Consider the following 20,542-nt stretch of genomic DNA (forward strand, 5'->3'; position numbering starts at 1 on the left):
ATGTCAACAGCGACATACTACTTCTGGATGCTTTCCTCTGACCGGGCTCCGGCCACGTATTTTTTGATTACGGCGGCAATCAAAAAGGGGTCTCCATGGGCATTATCATTGACAACCGTAACTTCAGTGTCTGTGCGATCATCTACAAAAGCCAGCGAAGTTGGAGTGCGAACGCGTTTGCGTCTCTGCTTCTGACCACTCTCAGTCGTTCCGCGTCCAAAGATAAAGCCAAACACATTTTCACCGGCGCCCTGAATATTGCGTACACCTGCATCATCAGCGCTACGATCAATTGGAGCTCGTCCACGAGGAGTTACATGGCGCACGTTCTTCAATGGCACCTGCGTGGTTTTGGCTCCCTCACGCATAACAAAATCTGTCGGGGTTAGCACAATCATATGCTGCTCGGGATGGGCTACGCGCACGATGTCAATGATTAACATATAGATGCTACCAAAGAAGATAAACGCCAATATTGCCAGCAAAAAAGTGGTTAAAATAATGGAAAATGTTCCATGCTGAAAATTAACGGGTATAACGATGGGCACAATTAAAGCCAGTAAGCCTGCACCCATCAAAATGCCAAAGATCCAACCTACAATCCCCCAGATGACTTTCCCTTTGAGAAGTGGAAAGGAAGACCAGCCAGCTGGAAGTTCCGCGCTCGTATTCGCCTGTGCGAGAATCTCTTCTGCGTCCATTTTGAATTTCCTTGTAAAGATATATGGCACCATCTTATATTTGGCACTCATTATACCAGAGAACAGTCCATTTGGAAAAAATATCTTCAGCAGCATGACTATCAGAAAATCCATGGTCTGAAAAGAATGAACACGGCGAAAAGCTGCACAGAAGTTCTCTATGCGATATAATAGGGTATGCCACTCTTGCGCGGACGTGCGCTGGCGCGCCCGAGCTTTTTTTCTTGTGTGGTGCAAAGTGCGCCGGGCGCACTTTGCACCACACAAGAAAACTTCTTGAGCGCCTTTGGCGCTCAAACTCAGACGTGAAGATCGCGGAGATCATGAGGATAAGACACATTCTGATAGAGACGCTGGGAGCGCGCTGTGGATAATGCATTACGTTTAACGGTTGAGGCTGCGGCCCGGCTGGTGTTGGAAGAATATAGGAAAGATAATCCTGCGTGGACCAATGATATAACCCCCATTGATAATCTAGCTGAATGGTTAGGATTGCATATTGGTACGTTTAATGTAGAGGACTACGCGCAGGGAACCTATGGCTTTATGGATCCAGATGAAGAGGAAGATCTGATCTGGATCTGTCGTACATTGAATGAGACGTTCCGGCGCTTTACCCTGGCTCATGAAATCGGGCATGCCTTGCTTCACTGCCGCAATGGATTGCGCTTACAACGTTTTTCAGAACAATACAATGTGCTTTTTTCCGCCCAGGTATCCTATGCGTCAATTCCAGAGCCCTCCCCTACTCATCCCTGCCATGATAATGATATTCAGGAAGATATGGCTACTTTCCTTGAGCAGGAGTTGATGCAGGAAAAGATTGGTAACCCCCATGGGTATGATCCACGCAGTGAGCGTGAGTTGGCCGCCAATGTCTTTGCGGCAGAACTGTTGATGCCAGCAGCCAGGCTCTATACATTATATGTGCAGGAAGCTGTACCGGCTCATGTACTGGCGGCTCGCTTTGCGGTCTCGCCGGCGGCCCTGCTAAATCGCCTGGCTGGATTTTTAAGTACCACACCAACAGTCAAAGTGGCAGAAGAGGATATTGCGGCCAAACCGGCTAGAGTAGATCCTGCGGCTGCGACAGCAAAAAAACGCTATGATGAATTTCAGCAAGCGGCTATTGAGGCCGAGACACCGGCGCTTATTGTAGCGGGTCCGGGTAGCGGCAAGACAAGCACCTTAATTGGACGGGCCGACTATCTGATTAATACCCTACAGATCCCCTCCCAACACATCCTGGCCCTGACTTTTTCACGCAAAGCAACGCTGGAAATGGAGGAACGCTTACAGCAACTACTCTCTCAGTCGGGGCAGACACTGCCAACCATCAGTACATTCCATGCCTTTTGCGCCAACCTGTTACGCCAGTATGGGACCCTGATTGGCTTACGGCCAGATTTCTCACTCGTAGATGAGGCGGAGGGCTATTTGATGTTGCGCCAGCAAGCCAATGCAATGAAGCTCCACCATTATCGTTTATTGCAAACCCCAACCCATTATTTTCCCGATATGCTCAAGGCTATTGCACGGGCAAAGGACGAACTGGTGACGCCAGAACAATATCTGAATCTGGCACAAGCAATGCAGGCACAGGCAAGCGACGAAAAAGTACAGGTGGAGGCGGAAAAAGCGTTGGAGGTAGCGCAGGTCTATGCCCTTTATCAACAAGAGCTACAGCGGCGCGGTGATACCGATTATGGTGGCCTGCTGGTGTCCGCGATCCAGCTCCTTAACGAGCATCCAGCTGTCCTGGCGGAACTCCAACACACATTTGAGCATATCCTTGTAGATGAATTTCAAGATGTGAATCGCGCCAGCGGTGTCTTACTACGTGTGCTGGCTGGCACAGCCGGTCGAGTCTGGGTGGTCGGTGATGCCAATCAGGCCATCTATGGCTTTCGTGGTGCCTCACCCGCTAATATCAGCCAGTTCGAACAGGACTTTCCAGGCGCCAGGATTCTCCCTCTCAGTCGTAACTATCGTTCGCGACCCGACCTGGTAGCGATTGCTGAGTCATTTCGTTGTCAACAGCTTGAATTTGGGCAGGAAATCGGCAAAAATCAGCCGGTACGTCTGACTAATATCGATACCTATGTGACGATCGCCAAAGCACCAGATGAAGCCAGCGAGATAGCCAGCCTGATCGAAGATATACGCAACAAGCAATCTCAAGGTTATGCTTTTAAAGATATGGTGGTGCTCTGCCGGACACGTAGCCAGGCCAATAAGATCACAGCCGCCCTGATGGATGCGAACCTGCCTGTTATCGAACAGGGAGGCATTCTTGAACAAGAGCATATTAAGGATGTGCTCTCGGCCATCCTGTTGATCCCGGATAGCAGTGGCATGGGTCTCCTGCGCCTGGCGAGACTGCCCGAGCATGCATTGAGCCAGGCTGATATCGAGGCTTTGCTGCTAGCCACACGCGAGCCGGGCAAGACTGTTCGCTCAATGCTGATAAGCGGCGAATTGCCACTGACTATCAGCATTGAGGGTCGTCATACCCTCTTGCGTATCTCACACACCTTGCAAGCTTTGCTCAGGGCACCCAATATCTGGTTTCTACTGGCACAATATCTCTTTATTGAAACCTCATTGATCCGCTCACTGCTGGCACGGCCTGGTGACAAACTCAGTAGTATACAGCTAGCAAGCTATCAACAATTACTGCAGCTAGCCCGGCATTATGATCAGCAGCTCCTGCTGCGTCAGAAATTAGAGCAGCAGTCAACCAGCCATGCGGGAACAGGGGCAGCAGAGGTCAGTGAGCCGCTATCGATTGAAGAACAGGTTCGCGATTTCCTTGATTATCTCAGGCTCCTGGTACAACTGCGCCAGGATAGTGGAAGCCGGCAGAATAGCAATGATGAGGCAGATGCCGAAACGGATACCATCAATGTCATGACGGTACATGCGAGTAAAGGACTAGAATTTCCAGTGGTCTATATGCCCGGCCTGATGCAGCGGCGCTTTCCCACTTCGGCCCGTAGCGGCAGCATTAAACCGCCGCTTGGTATGCTCTCAACGGAGAACAATAGCCATGAGGTGGGCGAAGCCTGTCTCTTCTACGTTGGAGTGACACGGGCACGCGATCAGTTGGTGCTAAGCTATAGCGAACGTTATGGCAAAGCGCAACAGAAATATCAACGCTCTCCCTACCTGGATGCCCTTGAAGCGGGTCTAGGCGAAGACCGCATTATTAAGCAGCATTGGAATCAACACTATGCGGGCACATTGTTGGAAGAAAATGACATCGTTGGCATACACAGTTCACAACCTGGCGAAGAGTTTATTGCCGCGATGAGCCCACCAACCTTGAGCACCTATGCCATCGAAAGCTACCTGTATTGTCCCCGCAAATACGTCTACAGCTCAATCTATCATTTTGAAGATCAGCCCGATGGTTATCGGCTCTTTACTCAGGCCACGCGCAAAACAGTTGAAGCGATCCATAAACAACTGGACGAATCTAAAGATCCAGCCCGCTTACCCAGCCAGCAGGAAATTCAGGAGCTCTATATCCAGCATTGGCAAGACCTGGGAGGCCATACAGAGCCATTCGCGACTATGTACGAGGAACATGGCCAGCAGGTGGTCGAATCAATCCGCCGCCGCCTGCATTCCCAGGAAGAGGTGAGCTGGCAACTGCAACCCGGCTATAATGTAGAGATAGCTGGCACCCGCGTCCATGTCCCTATAGATCGGGTGGAAACAGCCAATACGGCCACCCAACAACCAGATCGTTTTATACGGACCAGCTATGGGCGTGCGAAAGAAAAACATGATCCCAGGCCCAAAGACCTTTTATATCACCTGGCCTATCGGCAGCAGTATCCGGGCCAGAGTGTTGAAGTTCATAGTCATAATATGAGTACAGGTGAAAATACGCCCATCACCATTACAGCGAAAAAAGAGAAAAATCTCTATCAAGAAGTCGAACAAGCGGTTAAGGGACTAGAGGAGCATCGCTATCCGGCGCAGCCTAAAGATGCTCAACGCTGTCCTGGCTGCCCGTTTTTCTTTATTTGTCCAGCTTAAATTGTAGAGCGTATCCATTGGCGCTACACGGTGCGTGTATACACTGTGCAGCATAGAACTATCGATATACAGAGGGAAACGATGAACGATAAAGAAATTCTTCAACATATTCAAGAACTTGTTAACGAAGAACACCACCTTCTCCAGTTGGAAGAAGAAGGCAAGATTCAAGGAGATCAGCGGCAACGCGTTAAAGACCTGGAAGTAGGTCTCGACCAATGCTGGGATCTGCTGCGGCAGCGCCGCGCCCGTCGCAATGCAGGCCTGAATCCCGATGAGGCTGAGGTGCGCGATCCCAATACTGTTGAAAATTACAAACAGTAGATAGATAAAAAAAAGAGTCATGGACGAGCAGTATGTTTGCCCATGACTCTTTTTTTATCTCGAAGCTCGCCGCTCTATTTTAATTCACCGAGGTGATATCAACCGGGGGAGTCGCAGCGAGATCAGCATATTCACCACGATAACGTTCTGGCATCATCTCAGCAATGCGCTTCATAACCTCGTTAGTGGCATCAGCGATATCTTCGCGCGTAATCTTATTGCCCTTGGGTTTCAACAAGATAGGCTCGCCGTAAGAGATGGTCACATGGGCCCCAAATTTCTTTAACGCGTTCTCACTACCCCAGATCGCGACCGGGATAACAGGCACCCCTGAACGTAGTGCAATCATTCCCAGGCCAGCATGCGCCTTGCCAAGAGCATGGTTTTTGCTGCGCGTGCCTTCTGGAAAAATAATAAAGACCTTCTTCTGCTTCAGCTGTTCCTGCGCGGCCCGAATCGCCTGGCGATCACCTTCACCGCGCTTGACAGGAAAGGCTCCCAGGAAACGAACCAGCCAACCAACTTTGCTATAAAATGATTCTTCCTTGGCCATGTAAACTACTTTGCCAGGAATATAAGCTGGAACCAGGGGAATATCCGTCCAGGAGAGATGGTTGGCGGCAATAATATAGGGTCCCTTTTTGGGAACGTTGTAGCGCCCACGCAAATGAACACGCGCCGCCAGAAAGAAGACCGCTTTGGCCAGAAAGCGTATCATTTCATACAGGACGCGTGGGGTTGAATAGGGCTCATACAGGTTCTTTTCTGGTTTCTTCTTAGGCTCGCCTTTAATAGGAGCCGCCGCTTTGGTTTCGGTAGCATCCATATCCTGCTTCATACAGTATCCTCCACATAGGGCGCGATAGTATCTAGTACCTGGGGCACACTGAGGTAATCAGTTTCAATTACAATAGCATCTATCGCTGGTCGCATATTGTCGTGATCAATATCATCTCGGCGCTCGATATCACGGATCAGATCTTCAAGTGGGGGTACATTCTCATGGACTGCACCATAGCGCTCGACTAATTCAGTGTGGCGCCGCCTGGCTCGCTCGGCCAGGCTGGCCGTTAAATATATTTTTAGTTCTGCATCTGGTAGGACAACCGCTCCAATATCGCGGCCAACCATGACAACGCGGCCCTGTTTAGCCATCGCCCTCTGTTGCTCGATCAGCAATTTACGCACTTCGGGATGAGAAGATACAGCCGAGACCGCCCGAGTCACATCCGACTTCCGAATGTCCCATGTAACATCTTGTCCATTGACAGTTACCGTATACTGGCGGCCATCGCTGATATGGGGATGACTAATCACAACATCCGCCCGCTGTGCAAGTCGTCCCAATGCAGGACCGTCGTTAATATCAACGTCCTCATGAAGAGCAAGCCAGGCCACTGCACGATACATTGCTCCTGTATCGACATAAAGGTAGCCTAATTGACGGGCGAGTTGTTCACCTATAGTGCTTTTTCCCGAGCCTGCTGGTCCGTCTATTGCTATACATTGTGGCCCAGACATGAATCCTCCGTGTATCGATGATAATCATAACTCAACGGATTATACCATATCCTGCCCGGTTGATATTGCTCACACGCAGCCAAACGCTACTTATCTGCGAAATCTCGTTTGTACTCAATTTGTGGCATTAATCGTTCGTGGACTCTTTCCTGAGTTGGCGAACTTCGGCATCAGTCAGGTAACGCCACTTGCCCGGTGCAACATCCTGGAGGGTTAGCTCACCCACACCGACACGCGTCAATTGGCGCACGGGATAGCCAACGGCCCTCAACATACGCCGGACCTGGCGTTTATGTCCTTCATGCAAGGTCAGAATCAGGCTGGTCCCGGCTCCACTCTGTCCCACTACCCGTACATCCGCTGGCGAGGTCCGATAAACACTGCCATCGTCCTCATTGATAGAGACGCCTTTGCGCAGGGACTCCAGCGCCTCCGCAGTGGGATGGCCTTGTACCAGCGCTTCATAGTGTTTCTGGGTAGAATAGCGAGGATGAGTCAATTGCAGAGCAAAATCACCATCATTGGTCAGCAGAAGGAGTCCACTGGTATCACTATCCAATCGGCCAACGGGATAGACACGCAGCTGGCGAATCTCCGGAGGGACCAGGGCTAACACGGTTGGGCGCTGCTGGGGATCATAGGCAGTGCTGATATAGCCGGCTGGTTTATTAACCAGAATGTAAACCTTACGATTTGTAGGCTGCACACGCTTCCCATCTACATATATTTGATCGCGCTCAGGATCTATACGCACGCCCTGGGTAGTCACTGTTTGCCCATTCACCTGCACCCGGCCCACGTGGATCAGTTCTTCTGCATGACGCCGCGAAGCCACGCCGGCGTGAGCAAGAAAGCGGGCCAAACGCACCCCTTCTGGGCTACTTTCAGACCCTTGTTTCTGTTCTAAGTTCTGCTCGTTACTCATATACTCGCTTTCCCATCCTACTGGCGTCCTCATCAACATACTGCTCGACTGCTCAATCGCTCACAGGATTCTATCAGGATTCTATAATAATATTATTGCCAATGCGCCCAACCAGATTAATAACATCGGTAGGGCGCTCTTTAAACTACACCATCTCAACGTATTCGGCAAGAGATTCACGCTACTTTTTTGCAGTCGAATAGAGAATATCAATGATTATAGTAATCGTCAGGGTCTACAAAGAGCTGGACATTGCCGCAATTTGTGCAGACCAGCGCCCCCATATTAGAACCCATATTAGGATAAGCATCACTGTCAACCCTTAACGCATTTATATAATGGCCATATGTCTTTCTCCACTGACGACGGCTGCCATCAGCATTGCAATTTGGGCAGGGAGCATAAGCGACTGAATTATTGTCCATATAATAGTAACCTCGATATCCTATAATTTACATTTTATTTTATATACGTTGCAAGCCTATGATACAGCTAGAGCAATCTTTCTCACGACAGGTTTGTTGATAGATATAGTGCAACCCCTGTTGTAAGCAGCTGCCATGCGGTTCTTTGGAGAGTTGTAGCTGAGCACACATACTACGTGTAATCCAATTGGATGGCAGGCCGGGATGCTGTAGGTAGAGCATACGGGCGCGCTCCGCCAGCAATTCATGCTGCTCAAGCAAGGCTACGGCAGCCGCGAATGGAAAGACCACATTGCATAAGAGAATATCGGTGCGAGCCATGCTCAGACCAGTCTTACGAAAACAGGCGCGCAGTTCGTTCAGGATCAAAGTGGGATCATTCGCGCCATTGGGTGGCAATAAACAAGCACATAGTGTATGCCAGATACCGGGAGGACGCCAGCGTGAGAACAGGTTCATCAGTACATGTAGTCTGCTATGATCAAGGGGCGCGGGACAGAGGCTACGCCCTAACGGTGCGGAAAGTTCGCCACGCCCCAATAACAGGCGCATCCCCAGGGCACGAAAAACCTCTCGATCGCGTCCATAACCCAGTCCTTCGGACAGCGCAAGGAAGAGAGAACGATCATAAGGCTCTAGTTCTGGTATTTGCGCGGGCTCCATCGCATGCAATTCCTCCAGGAAACGATGGCATTTGGCCTCAAAACGCAAAAGACCCGCACGTTGCAATAATTTATGCCGCTGTGGATCGCTTAACTGTTGGCAAGGCCAGGCCTCAAGTCTTTTATCAACCAGAGGAAATGAAACTAGCTTATGAGCAGCCGACACATCAGCGAGGGTGCAGGTAGGAATCACAGTGCCGTCCTGACGCCTGGTGGGCTGAGAATCGTTACAGACCATGACAATATGCAGGAGCACATGGTTATAGACTGGATCAGACTGGTGTTGATGGGTACGCCAATCACTGGAGCGCACATGGAATTCCACATCCCCAACTACTTTTTCTAACTGCTCAGCTTGCCCGACCGGTAGGTCCTGGGGCTGGACAGGAGAAGAAATAAAGCGCAATACCGCATCACGGACATCGGGTCCCATCGCTCCGCCAGGACGCCCAGAAAACACGACCTGGCACCAACCACCCTGCTGCAATGGCAGACAAATAGAACGTGGCAAGCTCCACCAGCGTCGAGCAACCTCATATTCATAGGGCTGCTCTGGCTCATAAAACTGCGCATCCGGCCTGGGCATAGAGACCGGGCTATAAGCCGCATCCCAGCGGCTACTTTTACTGCTCGCCATCCCCTTCGTTATCATTGGCATGATGCTCCTCCGGCTGCCCTGCAACATTCTTCAATAGCGAACGAGCATGTACCACCTCCATCTCAGCCGCAGTAAACGCCCGCACCGCATCATCACCACTCAAAGTACCCTCTTTGACAGCCGCACGTACCAGGGACAAAGTATATTCTGCCTGTTTAACCAATTCATGGGCATCCACCACATGCTCACTACTGGCCTCCAGTAAAGCAACTGACTCAGCCGTTTCATCCGCCTCAGCATCCGCCAGAATAAGCGATGCCACAGCAGCAAATGCATCATCATCTTTCTCTATTTCATCAAACATCTCATCGTTCTCCTTCGCTACATTGTCCAGGAAAGTAGCATCGACGGAAAGCTCTTCCAATTCGATATCTACCGGGGTTACATCCTCTTCAGAAATCAGGGATGAAAGAAGCTGCTCCGCTTCCTCAGCCGCCTGCGCTGTCTCCAATGCTAGCAGCTGCGCTCGCTCGGCCTCTACCTGCAAGTGTTCATATTCTTGTGCCAGGTGGCGACCAATACTCTCTTTTGCCAGGCGATCATCTGCGTACTCAGCACGCGCGACCGCAATCCTGGCCGCATCTTCCGCCACTTCGGCAATGGACCGCGCATCTCGGGCCAGGGCGTCAGCCTCCTCATGTACATGTGCCGCCCGTTCGTTCAGGGAATCTTCATACCTATATGTGGCTTCACTTTGCTCGTCGGCGGATGAAACATCCCACTCCATAAATAGTTCCTCTTCATCAAAGACAGAAGAGCCTTCGCCAGTACTGATATCAGCGCTGGAAAGAAGCGAAACAGTAATTAAGCGGGATTGGATAGTTAAAAGTCGCTGCTCCAACTGCTGGACACGTTCCGCCTTTACCTGGAAGCGCTCCTGAGCAATTTGCAGGCGCTCCTCACTCTTTTTTCTCGCTTTACGTGCCTTCTCAAGGCGCTCTTGCAGACGGCGTTTCTGTTTGTTCAATTTCTTCTTGCTGCGCGACAGTTTGTCTTGTGGGGAAGAGGAATCGTTTTTGCCCATGATATGCGGTCCTCCAGAGGGTGCATTCAAGCTCTGTTCTACATATATTAATAATATTTGAACATATCCACATCGTACTCATCAACCCACCCCACTTACTACCACTTTAAATTAAACAAAAATGTAGACGTACCTCAGGATACCATACTTGTTCTCTCTAGCTCTAAAGAGTTTACCCCTTATTTCCTATTTAAAGCCCTACATCACAAGAACATCACGCACTTGATAAGTTAATGGACAGGGATTTTATACTATATTGTAGACAAGCATGATCAAGTACTGTATGATGACCTGCAGACAAACAAGCACAACGCAAGAGAAGAGACATATTGATAAATTATAGAAGAATAATTTATGCTCAATGAGCATCGTCTTTTCGCGCTGCTGCATGATGCTTATTAGCAGGATGTATGTGTAAATAGGAATGATACACCTCTCAAAAAATGAGAGCCATGAGGTCATAATGGGTACAAAAAACTCTATGGTATTATTTAATCCTTCAAGTAGAAAAAAACTTTCTCTTTTCTCACTCGCGTTTATCTCTCTGTTGAGCATTTTTGCTATTCCGGGGCAGGCCCTGGCCGAAACAACCCCTGGCGGCAACGTCACCAATCCGGTGGTACGAGCAGTCGACCTGGCCAAGCCCGCCGTCGTTCGTATTATCACCACGCTGGGTGGACGCCTGACGGTCCATTTTACCAACACACAGAGCGCGACATTCCCACTCAATGGTGGCTACTATGATCTGCAACTTTCAGGTAGCGGTACTTTTATTAGTTCACACGGAGACATTCTGACTGCTGATCATGTCATCCACCCTCCACACGATAAATCAATGGATGACGTTTTACAAATGTATGCAGCCCAGGATGTCGCTGATTATGTCAATCAAAACTTCCAGGTTCAGACCCCTTATACCAAAGAAGATGCCTATACCAACCTTGCTTACGGTATCTTTCGCTCGGAGTCAAATTATAATCAACCAAAGAGCGAGGTCTATCTCAGCAGGGACTATGCCGGCGTGATGAATGCTGACCAGCTCTCCAATGTACCACAGGAATTTCATGCACAGGTAGATAAGGTTGAGCAGGAAAGCGCGGTAGACCAGAGAGATGTTGCTATTATTCATGTCAATATGGAAGACACCCCTTCAGTCACACTGGGAGACTCTTCCAATGTTTCGCAACAAGATGAATTGACAATTATCGGCTTCCCAGGCAACGGGGACCTGGGAGATCCTACCAAGCCAGATCCTAATACCTATCTAACCTCATCTGTAAACAAGATCTATGTGAGCTCGATTAAAGACCATGTGATTCAGGTTGGAGGCAATGTTGAGCACGGGGATAGTGGAGGCCCGGCCCTGGATAGTGAGGGCAATATTGTTGGGGTGGTCAGTTTCTATAATCAATATGCTCAAACCCCTATCGGCACCAGTTTCCTACAGGCCAGTAACAGCGCGAAAGAGTTACTCAGTAATCTCAAGATCGATATGAAGCCGGGCAAGTTTCAAACAGCCTGGAAGCAGGCGTTTGATAATTATACCTCTAATGGAGATGGACACTGGCATAAAGCTTATGCCGATTTTCATAAGCTCCAACAGGATTATCCCAATTTCCAGGCGATCAATCCCTTTATGGACTATGCATCACAACAGTCCATGCATGAGAAATTACCGCAGCCACCACAGACAAATTATATGGCACCACTTATAACAGCAGCCGTCATCTTTGTTGCGGCTATTATCATACTGGCATTGCTGGCCTGGTTCTTGCTCTCACGGCGCAAAAAACCACAACTGGCCTATCAAACCAGCGGACAGGCTTATCAGAATGGTAACACGCCTCACCAGCCTGCTTATTATCCATCCAATCAAACTGGTTACATGGGAAATGGGCACAGACCACAACCATATTCAACGCCACAGCCAACGGCCACACCCGCCAGTACAGTTATGGAATTTGATAGCCAGCATGTCCCGCAAACGCCCCAGCCAATACAAGACTGGCAACAGATGCAAGCAACAGCCTCACCAGCCACGCCTGTGGGCTTTTCTGCAGCCAATCAGCTATCAGAGCCTGCCACGCATACAAGAGCCGCAGCCGGGTCCTCAGTGGCTTATGAGCCCACCCAGGAACCAAACCTGAATGTGATCAAGAACAAGACTCTGGCTAATAGGGGTGAGATTGATAGTGCGGCGGTAGAAAAATTAAAAGAGTGGCCGGTAGGGATACATGATCGCTATACGGCTGCCGACTATCCAGCTAGCTCTGTGGCGCAGATGCCATTTCCCATGAGCGATGCGCAACAAGAGTATAAATTTCAGCGCGCAAGTTATGAAAAACCGGAGAATACACAGAAGCTGCCCAAAATTCAGGTAAATCCAACCACGTCCGATGCAGCCGAAGCTCTGGGTAATAATCAGCCTCACCAGATTGTCTGAGTATGGCATAAAGATCGCTTAACATCAAAGAGAGTGCTCTGAACTTATACCAGAGCACTCTCTTTATATACGCATCATCTCTACCATTATTATAGCCAGCAGGCAAAGTTATTTCATTTGATGGATCGTAATGGCGTCTCGCTGGGTGCTTACTGTAATCGGTGCCTGCGGATTCTTGCCATTGGTGAAGCGACCAAACGCATTGGTCACTGGACCTGAACCATTGCTGACGGTGAGGTGAAATGCTTCAGACCTGGGCAATGACAGATTGATCGACCCATTGATGGTGGTGAAATGGTAATTGCCGCTACGTTCCAATGAACCATCAAAGGTAATCGCCCCACTTTCCACCGTGATGGCGGATTGTCCTGATAACTGAACCTCGTGCATCTCGATATCCCCCTGCCGTGTCGTCATATTTAGCTGACCTCTCACGTTATGGGTGGCAATAGAACCAGTATCGGCCTGCAGGGTCATATTTCCAGCACCATTTTCGACGACAATCGAGCCATTATTGGTTCTGGCAGACAACTGGCTTACTGTACCAGTGGCAGTAATAGTGCCAGTTGTAGTATAAGCCTCTACAGCAGCGTCCAGCGGTACCGTTGCATCGATATCGACACCACGCGAACCAGCGAATAGATAGTCTGGATCGAGACGGGCATTGACAGTCGTCTTCGCACCATCCTGGTTATAAGTTACATCAGTATTGATAAGACCAAGCCCCATGCCTTCTGAGTATTTGCTGACTTGAAAACCAAATGGACCATTTTGCTGACTGTGAATATGGATGGTCCCGGTATCATTATTAATAATAATCTTTTGATGCGCTTGCTGCTGAAAAAAGTAGCTCTCAGTCGAGTTCTGTGTACCAACCCTATTAATTAACCCCACAGTAATCATGCCCATCAGTAATGCCACCAGTAAAGTGACAAGCAGGATTATCCCCAGATCATTTTGACTTGAGCGGGGAAAACGCCAGCCGGGCGTGGGAGGGCGGCCCGATAATGGAGACCAGGGGCCCGTTTCTGACTTCGGTGGGGCTGGTGGTGCTACCAGGACAGGCTCAGATGCAGCTTCAAGCGCTGGCTCAGATGGCACTGACTCAGAAGATACTGGCTCAGATGCAGCTTCAGACGCTGGCTCGGAAGGTATTGGTTCTGCCTGAGCCTCTTCCTGGATTGGTGCGGCTACATCCGACTCCGTGGTTGGAATCTCCAAGACACTTTCATCAGTAGGAGCAGGCGTCTCCTGGACTTCCGCCTGCTCCGCCTTATCTGATTGAGGCGATTTTTGTTGCTTTTTCTGGCTTTTAGGAGACGATTGGCCAGTCTCTAGATACGAAGAATCCGGTTTGCTCATCACACTTGCCCCTTCATGCTATTAACAGCACAATTCAACCCTTCAATCCACACTCCTACTACCCACAATCGGAGTGGCAAGGATAAAACTAAAGCGATACAGGGTCAGTTAGAAGATTCAATTGTCTTCATTGATTTCCACATTCCCAGAGGTAGTCGTGATCCCAATATGAGCGCGAGGACCAGGACCAACAATGTTGCTGCCAAACTCATTATCAACCGCGCTATGTGCGGCAAAGATATGCAGGTTAAAGCTAGCGTTAGATGGTAACGAGAGATCGACGGCGCCACTCTGTGTCTCAAAACTATAATCGCTCTCAGAATCGACATTCCCATCAAAAACAATTTTGCCCTCTTGCGTTCTCATACGTGAGGAACCGGTAAGATAGGCGCTACCAACCTCGATATGCCCCTGATAGGTGGAAAGGGCAACCTGCCCTTCAAGCTGGTCAACATCGATGCCTCCATCACGTGCACGGAAAACGATACGCCCGTTACCACTGTTGATATTCTGTGCATTGATCGAATCACTGGCCTCAACGTTCATGTTCCCGGTAATGCCATCAATCCTTACAGCTCCATCGTCGGCTGTTACCTGGACATTGATGAATGAGGGGACGGCCACATCCAGGTCAACTCCTTGCCCACCGGTACTACTATTGCCTCCTTGTTTCTCAACATTGATCAGGATTGTATGTCCATAATCGACCACATGCGCATCCACATTCATGTTATTGACCTGAGGGGACCAGCTAGTGTCATATTTAGTAGATTGCACGATAACTGGCCCATCATCATTAGTACTTCCATGAACATGCACCTGACCCTGGGCATCATATATCACTATATTACAAGGCTGGTCGACCATCAACTGCTGGGTGGTCGTAGTTTTGGCCTGTACCATTTGCTTAAAAAGGTTGCCGCCACCAGCAAGCATAAATAGCAGTAGTAGTAGAATAATAGCGGGGGGAATAAACTTTATAACACTCATAAAGGGAGAAGGGCCACGGAATGGAATCAATTTTTCTCCTACCAGCTCACGATGAGAAAAAATTTCGAGCAAGCCACGATGTCCTTCTGGATAAAAGGGTGTGTGTGTTCCATCTCTCTCTCTTTGTGCTTGCTGATATGAATCCATATCAATTGGGGAAGTTGGATCTGTCTGCCCTTCAAAAGATCCATGCGGCTCCTGAGAATCATCAAATGCTGATTGTTGTTTGCCCATGTACAGTCCCCCACATTTACAACATACTGCATTCTCGGTGAAAGCACACTCGTGGCCCACGATTATGCAGATGGCTGCCTCCAATACCCACATCCAACACTAAGCCTGACACCTTAACATCCCTATCACGACATACCCAGGCAAAGAATAGACAGCATTAGTCCTCGCTGTCATTTATACAAGCGCGCAAACAAAATCCATCCTGCTTTGTTCACATACACACATGTATTGTACTACATTAGAACGAAGCAGGATGGAAAGAAGGAGATTGCTGTGTTACCTTTTCCTGGGAGCAACCTGAGCTTGAGTATCTTTTGTGTGATTGGTCATGGCGAACGGGATGCGCCAGACAAATAAGAACACGGTATTGGTGATCAGGGTAACCAGGCCAAAGGTGATGACAGAAACCAGGTCGGGCAGATGTTGCTCGAAAACAAAATGCAAAATAACACCAAGTGGCCAGGCCGCTAACCAGGCAAAACCAGTTTTGCGGGCAATCTGGCGCGGCTCGGTCATCAACTCACGACGAAATGCTCCCATAAAAGGGGCAATTAAAAACCAGCTAATAGCAAACGGCAAAGCGGTCCAGACAACTTTGAAGGCCGCGCTCAGACCACTATCCTCGCCATGACTCTGGCGACCAATAACGGAAAAAATTAAAAAGACCAGGACATCACCAATGATTAGTGTCCAGAGCCGCCGGGCCTCTTTTTGGTTGCGAGGCTTACTGCCTTCAATAGCTGATGTGGTCACTGTGTTTTTATCTTTGACAGCCATCCTAGAGCTCCTTTTCTAACTGCTGCTCACGCACCAGCTCTTCAACGGCAGCCAGCTCTGTGCGCACACCACGAATACGCATGGCTAAAATAGCCAGGTAGATACAGATAGCCAGCCAGGCAATAATATAGGCCGCGATCAAATACGTTTGCATCGTTCAGTCCTTTTTCCTTATTCCACAATCGCACGTAACTGCTGAGCCAATGCTTGCAGGCGCTGCAATTGATAAGCTTGCACCATCATAAAAGCGTATAACAGGGTTATAGCAACCAGGGCCACCATGAGTGTTATGGTTGCCTGTGGTGGTAGCGCACCTTGAACACCCACCTGGGGGACAGGATGCTGGCCACGCCACCAGTTGACCGAGAGATAGATGATCGGCACGTCGATTGCACCAATGATGCCAATCACTGCTCCGGCACGCGCACCTTCACTCGTTTGACCCATGTAACTGCGTAACATTAAATATCCTACATACATAAACCACAGAATCAAGGTGGCCGTCAATTTGGCATCCCAGACCCACCAGGCACCCCAGATAGGCTTACCCCAGACCGCACCGAGGATCAAGGTAATGGTGAGAAAAACCACGCCAACCTCGGCCGCCGCACGCGCCAGCCAATCCAGGCGCGCATCGGGTTTGAAGAGATAGATAATACCGGTAACCGCGACAATAATGAAAGAGAGCATCCCTACCCAGGCTGTCGGCACATGAAAGTAAAAGATACGCTGCGTCTCTCCCTGCAGAGCATCGACGGGGGTATAGAAAAAAATCATCCAGAGAGCCAGGACCAGCGTGAGCGCGGTTAACCCTCCCAGAATAAGGGAAGCGAGAGGCCAGCGCCCTCCCGACGATGCTGACTGCCGGGTCGCAGCAGGCTGTCCCTCTGTACCAGTTATCTGATTGACTAAAGCCATAAAATCACTCCTCAAAGAACTCCCCTCAAGAGAAGTCGTATGGCCGTTTGCTTGACCAGAAATACGACGCCGTCTAGAGTCCTCACAATCTGCTTATTCTTCAACAACATATTGAAATAACAGCGTCGAGACGCTGAGAAAGATCACATCAAAAGCGATCAGTAGACTAAGCCACGGTGGTTCGTTGACGCCAGGCACGAGCAGTAGCGTAGTCGCCTTTACCGCACTGATAACCACCGGAACAACCAGTGGAAAGACCAGAATGGGCAGGAGTAATTCCCGCGCCTGCGTATTGGCCGCCAGTACCGAAAAGAGTGTTCCAACTGAAGCAATGCCCAGCGCGCCCAATAAGACGATGGGTATCAGTGCCAGTAAGGTTGTTCCCTGCCAGATCGAAAGATTAAAGAGAATGGCAAAGACCGGCAAGGCCACAATTTCTACTACTCCGATAAATAGCAAATTTCCCAGCAGTTTGGCAAGGTAGATGGCCTTGCGATCTACCGGCGTTAATAGCAGCCGATCCAGCAAACCTTGCTCGCGCTCGGCCGCCACGGTCCTTCCCAGGCCCAGTAAACTGGCAAAGATAAAGGCTACCCAGAGCGCACCAGGTGCAATTGCGGCCACGTTGCTGGCATGTAATTCAAAGGTGAAATTAAAGATCACCAGGACTAACAGGGCAAACATGCCCATACCAACCCAGGTCTGCTTGCTGCGCAGCTCGTAGCGAATGTCTTTCCACAAAATAGCCCAGAGCTGACTAAAGAAGAGGCCCGCCATCTTCATTTCACCACCTCCCGATAACGCTGCTGTAGCTCTTCCAGACTTAAAGTGGCCGCATCATGCTGGTAGACAACGCGCCCACTGGCCAGGATCACGAGCTGATCGCTCCAGGCCAGGGCTCGCTCCAAATTATGGGTGGTAAACAACATGCTACCACCGCGCGCGCTATGCTCAGCCAGCAAGGCTGCTACCAGATCATTGCCATCCTGGTCAAGGCCTGTATCCGGCTCATCCAACAGAAGGATCTGTGGTGAATGTAGCAGGGCTCGCGCCCAGGCTACACGCTGCACCTGTCCCCGCGAGAGGACGCGGATACGTTCTTTGGCTCGGCGCTCCATCCCTACACGCTGTAAAAGCGCATTGGCACGCTCGCGCGCCTGCTTAACCCCATAGAGCTGACCAAAGAATAACAAATTTTCCAATACCGTCAATTCTTCATACAGGTAGGGCTGGTGGGCGACAAAACCAATCTGCTGGCGAATCTCTTGCAACTCATAGCGGCTATCCAATCCATTCAGGCACACCGTACCAGAACCGGCTTTGCTGAGTCCGGCCAGGATGCGTAAGAGGGTGGTCTTGCCCGCGCCATTGGCGCCCAGTAAGGCCATCCTTTGTCCCTGTGGCAAAGCCAGCTGGATATTGCGCAACACTGGCTTAAGGCCATAACTCTTCTTCAGATTGGAAATTTCGATTGCCAATGCCGTTGGAGCATCTACAGCGGAATGAGCTGGAGCAGGACGGTCAGTAGCAATGCGTTCACCAGCCCTGCTCATCGCCGCGTGGTCTCCTTCTCGCTTAGCAGCGTGCGCAAGCGTGCTTTTGTTCTGGCACGCTGTTTGTCATAGCGCTCTTTCGTAATCTTGCCAGCCTCGTACTCTTTATCCAATGCCAATAATTCTTGCAACAATGCCTGTTCTGGATTGTCGGGAACAGGGGTAACGGGTGTGCTAGCCTTTTGCGACGACTTGCCTGTATGCGGTTGCTGATTGGTGGCTACACGCTTACGCTGGGCTCGCAAGAGGAACCAGGTCATGATCACAATCGCCACTAGCACCAGGATGCCAACAATCAGCCAGATCGTCGTAGAGTTAAATGATGGCGAGCTGGCATTGCTGGCCGGGACCGCCAGTCCCTCCAGGGCCACCGAGACCTGGCTATGCGCTGGCAACACTGAAGCACTGAAAGCATGATAGGCGCGGTTGTCGGCATTCACAATTCCGGCCGAGGTCAGATTCTTTGAACTGGCGTGCAAATTCGGATCAACCAGGAACGAGAGCGAGACAGTCGGATATTGGGTCTCATATGGGAAGGAATAGGTAGAACCTGTATATGGCACATCATATGAGTAGGAAAATTCGTTGGTGCCGGGTAGCAGGGCCGCATCGGTAGCGAATCCTTGCTGGACCTGAATAACCTGGTAGCCGGCGAAGCCATTACCCAATGTGATATTGCGTACCCCGGTCGGTAGGGAGAAGAACAGCGCGTTGGGCTTACCCTTGCTGGCATTCAAAGAGCCAACATAGGTCTTGTTATTGAGATTCTGGAACGAGAAAGCCTGCGAAACGTTGATCACGCCCTTAGAGGGATCATCCTGCCTCATCAATACCGTGGAGCGGACTACGGCAACATTGCTTGTGCTGGTAGTAGCTTCATAGACCTGTACATTGGCAACCTGGGCCGCTTTCTGGTTTAAGCTGACAGGGTTACTAATATATTGGGCACCCTGATAACGTGTATAAGCCACATAACTGATTGTCTGGTCGGTCGCCAGCTTGCTAAATGAAAATTTCCCCTGGCCATCGGTCTTAGCCGAACCAACATCGCGTGTACTACTACCCTGAGCTAATTGTAAGATAACCGTCTGGCCACTCACCGGGGCGTTCTTATTGGTCCCATCCAATACCTGCCCCGAGACCTGCCCATTGTCAGTCGCGGCATGGGCTGGCGAAACCTGCCAGCTGAACATGGTCAGGGCAAGTATTGAGATCAGCAGTAAGCTACTCGTGATCAGTTTTCTCATAAGACTCCTTTAGCTTTTGTAGCTGCTGCTCAATATCATCATCTATCTCTTGCTCCCGCTCATAGCGCGACTTCAAGGCGGTCAGGGCGCGACGCATATAGCGTTCACGCAAGGAACGGTAATCAGGCTCCTCAATATTGCCAAGCTGATAATCCAGCTCAACCTCCTGGATAGCGGAGCGGGCCAGTTGCTCTTGCTCCATCAGTTCAGTTGCCTCTGCTGGCGGTTGCTCATCCAGCTGTGCGCCCTGGTGAGCCAGTCTCCCCTGGAGTGGGCTGCGATAGAGCGGATATAGCACAAAAGCCAGGGCTAGCAGACCCAGTATGGTTGCGATCATGAGCGCCATTAGTTTGCCTCCGTTGTAGACCGCCTGAAGAGCGGGTCATCGGCGGCAAGTTCTTGTTCTAGCTGTGCGCGATAGCGCTCCAGTTCAGCATCTGTCTCATTCTGAAGTTCAAGTGGCTTCTGATCCTGGGACGGTGGACCAGACGCAGGATGCCCGGCTAACGCAGGCTCGGCTCCTTTACGCCAATCCCGCACTACCAGGAAAAGAAAGAGGAAACCGGCCAGCATCAACACAATGGGCACGATCCAGGCTAGCAGCGTAAAACCCTGCCACTGTGGTACCCAGACAATGTTGCCTTCACCGTAACGATTGGCAAAGTATTGTATGATCTCTTGATTGGATTTGCCAGCCTGTACCTGTTGTCGAATAATACCACGCATCTCAA

The 20,542-nt window shown here is 50.1% G+C and carries 19 protein-coding genes; 3 read left to right on the forward strand and 16 right to left on the reverse strand.

Annotated elements, in window-relative coordinates:
* Positions 1–17 precede the first annotated feature (17 nt).
* The gene (locus tag EL645_RS08720) at positions 18–701 is read right to left on the reverse strand and encodes a hypothetical protein (RefSeq protein WP_126549656.1); all 684 of its coding nucleotides are present in this window, start codon (positions 699–701) and stop codon (positions 18–20) included.
* 366 nt (positions 702–1,067) lie between these two features.
* On the opposite strand from EL645_RS08720, the gene EL645_RS08725 reads away from it, so the two are divergent.
* Positions 1,068–4,748 carry a UvrD-helicase domain-containing protein gene (locus EL645_RS08725; protein WP_126549657.1) on the forward strand — a complete coding sequence of 1,227 codons (3,681 nt, stop codon included), beginning with the start codon at positions 1,068–1,070 and terminating at the stop codon, positions 4,746–4,748.
* 81 nt (positions 4,749–4,829) lie between these two features.
* Positions 4,830–5,072, forward strand: coding sequence for a DUF2630 family protein (locus tag EL645_RS08730; protein ID WP_126549658.1), 243 nt, complete (start codon positions 4,830–4,832; stop codon positions 5,070–5,072).
* Positions 5,073–5,151: 79 nt separating this feature from the next.
* On the opposite strand, the gene EL645_RS08735 is transcribed toward EL645_RS08730, so the two are convergent.
* From EL645_RS08735 to EL645_RS08755, 5 genes are all read right to left on the reverse strand, one after another.
* Positions 5,152–5,910, reverse strand: a complete 759-nt coding sequence (locus EL645_RS08735; protein WP_126549659.1) for a lysophospholipid acyltransferase family protein — start codon at positions 5,908–5,910, stop codon at positions 5,152–5,154.
* Positions 5,907–6,593, reverse strand: coding sequence for a (d)CMP kinase (gene cmk / locus EL645_RS08740; RefSeq protein ID WP_126549660.1), 687 nt, complete (start codon positions 6,591–6,593; stop codon positions 5,907–5,909). The genes EL645_RS08735 and cmk overlap by 4 nt, the downstream gene beginning before the upstream one ends.
* 127 nt (positions 6,594–6,720) lie before the next feature.
* Entirely contained in the window at positions 6,721–7,518 is a 798-nt protein-coding gene (locus tag EL645_RS08745) for a pseudouridine synthase (RefSeq protein ID WP_126549661.1), read from the reverse strand.
* Between the two features lie 464 nt (positions 7,519–7,982).
* Entirely contained in the window at positions 7,983–9,263 is a 1,281-nt protein-coding gene (locus tag EL645_RS08750; RefSeq protein ID WP_161977235.1) for a DUF2851 family protein, read from the reverse strand.
* A complete protein-coding gene (locus EL645_RS08755) occupies positions 9,229–10,287 on the reverse strand; it encodes a coiled-coil domain-containing protein (protein ID WP_126549663.1) in 1,059 nt (352 codons plus the stop codon). The genes EL645_RS08750 and EL645_RS08755 overlap by 35 nt, the downstream gene beginning before the upstream one ends.
* 463 nt (positions 10,288–10,750) lie before the next feature.
* On the opposite strand from EL645_RS08755, the gene EL645_RS08760 reads away from it, so the two are divergent.
* Positions 10,751–12,730 (forward strand): S1 family peptidase, encoded by a 1,980-nt coding sequence (locus EL645_RS08760; RefSeq protein ID WP_161977236.1) that lies wholly within the window; start codon positions 10,751–10,753, stop codon positions 12,728–12,730.
* 108 nt (positions 12,731–12,838) lie between these two features.
* Here the strand turns inward: EL645_RS08760 and EL645_RS08765 are convergent, their stop codons facing one another.
* From EL645_RS08765 to EL645_RS44045, 10 genes are all read right to left on the reverse strand, one after another.
* Complete coding sequence (locus EL645_RS08765; RefSeq protein WP_126549665.1) at positions 12,839–14,092, reverse strand: DUF4097 family beta strand repeat-containing protein; 1,254 nt, start codon at positions 14,090–14,092, stop codon at positions 12,839–12,841.
* Between the two features lie 117 nt (positions 14,093–14,209).
* The gene (locus EL645_RS08770; RefSeq protein WP_126549666.1) at positions 14,210–15,316 is read right to left on the reverse strand and encodes a DUF4097 family beta strand repeat-containing protein; all 1,107 of its coding nucleotides are present in this window, start codon (positions 15,314–15,316) and stop codon (positions 14,210–14,212) included.
* 276 nt (positions 15,317–15,592) lie between these two features.
* The gene (locus EL645_RS08775; RefSeq protein WP_126549667.1) at positions 15,593–16,093 is read right to left on the reverse strand and encodes a DUF3054 domain-containing protein; all 501 of its coding nucleotides are present in this window, start codon (positions 16,091–16,093) and stop codon (positions 15,593–15,595) included.
* A gap of 1 nt (position 16,094) precedes the next feature.
* Positions 16,095–16,247 carry a hypothetical protein gene (locus EL645_RS40225; RefSeq protein WP_174845295.1) on the reverse strand — a complete coding sequence of 51 codons (153 nt, stop codon included), beginning with the start codon at positions 16,245–16,247 and terminating at the stop codon, positions 16,095–16,097.
* Between the two features lie 17 nt (positions 16,248–16,264).
* Positions 16,265–17,011, reverse strand: coding sequence for a cytochrome c biogenesis protein (locus EL645_RS08785; protein ID WP_126549668.1), 747 nt, complete (start codon positions 17,009–17,011; stop codon positions 16,265–16,267).
* Positions 17,012–17,104: 93 nt separating this feature from the next.
* Positions 17,105–17,794, reverse strand: coding sequence for a heme exporter protein CcmB (locus EL645_RS08790; protein WP_218031792.1), 690 nt, complete (start codon positions 17,792–17,794; stop codon positions 17,105–17,107).
* Entirely contained in the window at positions 17,791–18,564 is a 774-nt protein-coding gene (gene ccmA, locus EL645_RS08795; RefSeq protein WP_126549669.1) for a heme ABC exporter ATP-binding protein CcmA, read from the reverse strand. Before ccmA ends, EL645_RS08790 begins: the two co-directional genes overlap by 4 nt.
* Positions 18,561–19,811, reverse strand: a complete 1,251-nt coding sequence (locus EL645_RS08800) for a transthyretin-like family protein (protein WP_126549670.1) — start codon at positions 19,809–19,811, stop codon at positions 18,561–18,563. The genes ccmA and EL645_RS08800 overlap by 4 nt, the downstream gene beginning before the upstream one ends.
* Positions 19,789–20,157 carry a hypothetical protein gene (locus EL645_RS08805; RefSeq protein WP_136625186.1) on the reverse strand — a complete coding sequence of 123 codons (369 nt, stop codon included), beginning with the start codon at positions 20,155–20,157 and terminating at the stop codon, positions 19,789–19,791. The genes EL645_RS08800 and EL645_RS08805 overlap by 23 nt, the downstream gene beginning before the upstream one ends.
* Entirely contained in the window at positions 20,157–20,537 is a 381-nt protein-coding gene (locus tag EL645_RS44045) for a cytochrome c-type biogenesis protein (RefSeq protein WP_126549672.1), read from the reverse strand. The genes EL645_RS08805 and EL645_RS44045 overlap by 1 nt, the downstream gene beginning before the upstream one ends.
* Positions 20,538–20,542: the final 5 nt, after the last annotated feature.

Source organism: Dictyobacter kobayashii (assembly GCF_003967555.1).
Classification (GTDB): domain Bacteria; phylum Chloroflexota; class Ktedonobacteria; order Ktedonobacterales; family Ktedonobacteraceae; genus Dictyobacter; species Dictyobacter kobayashii.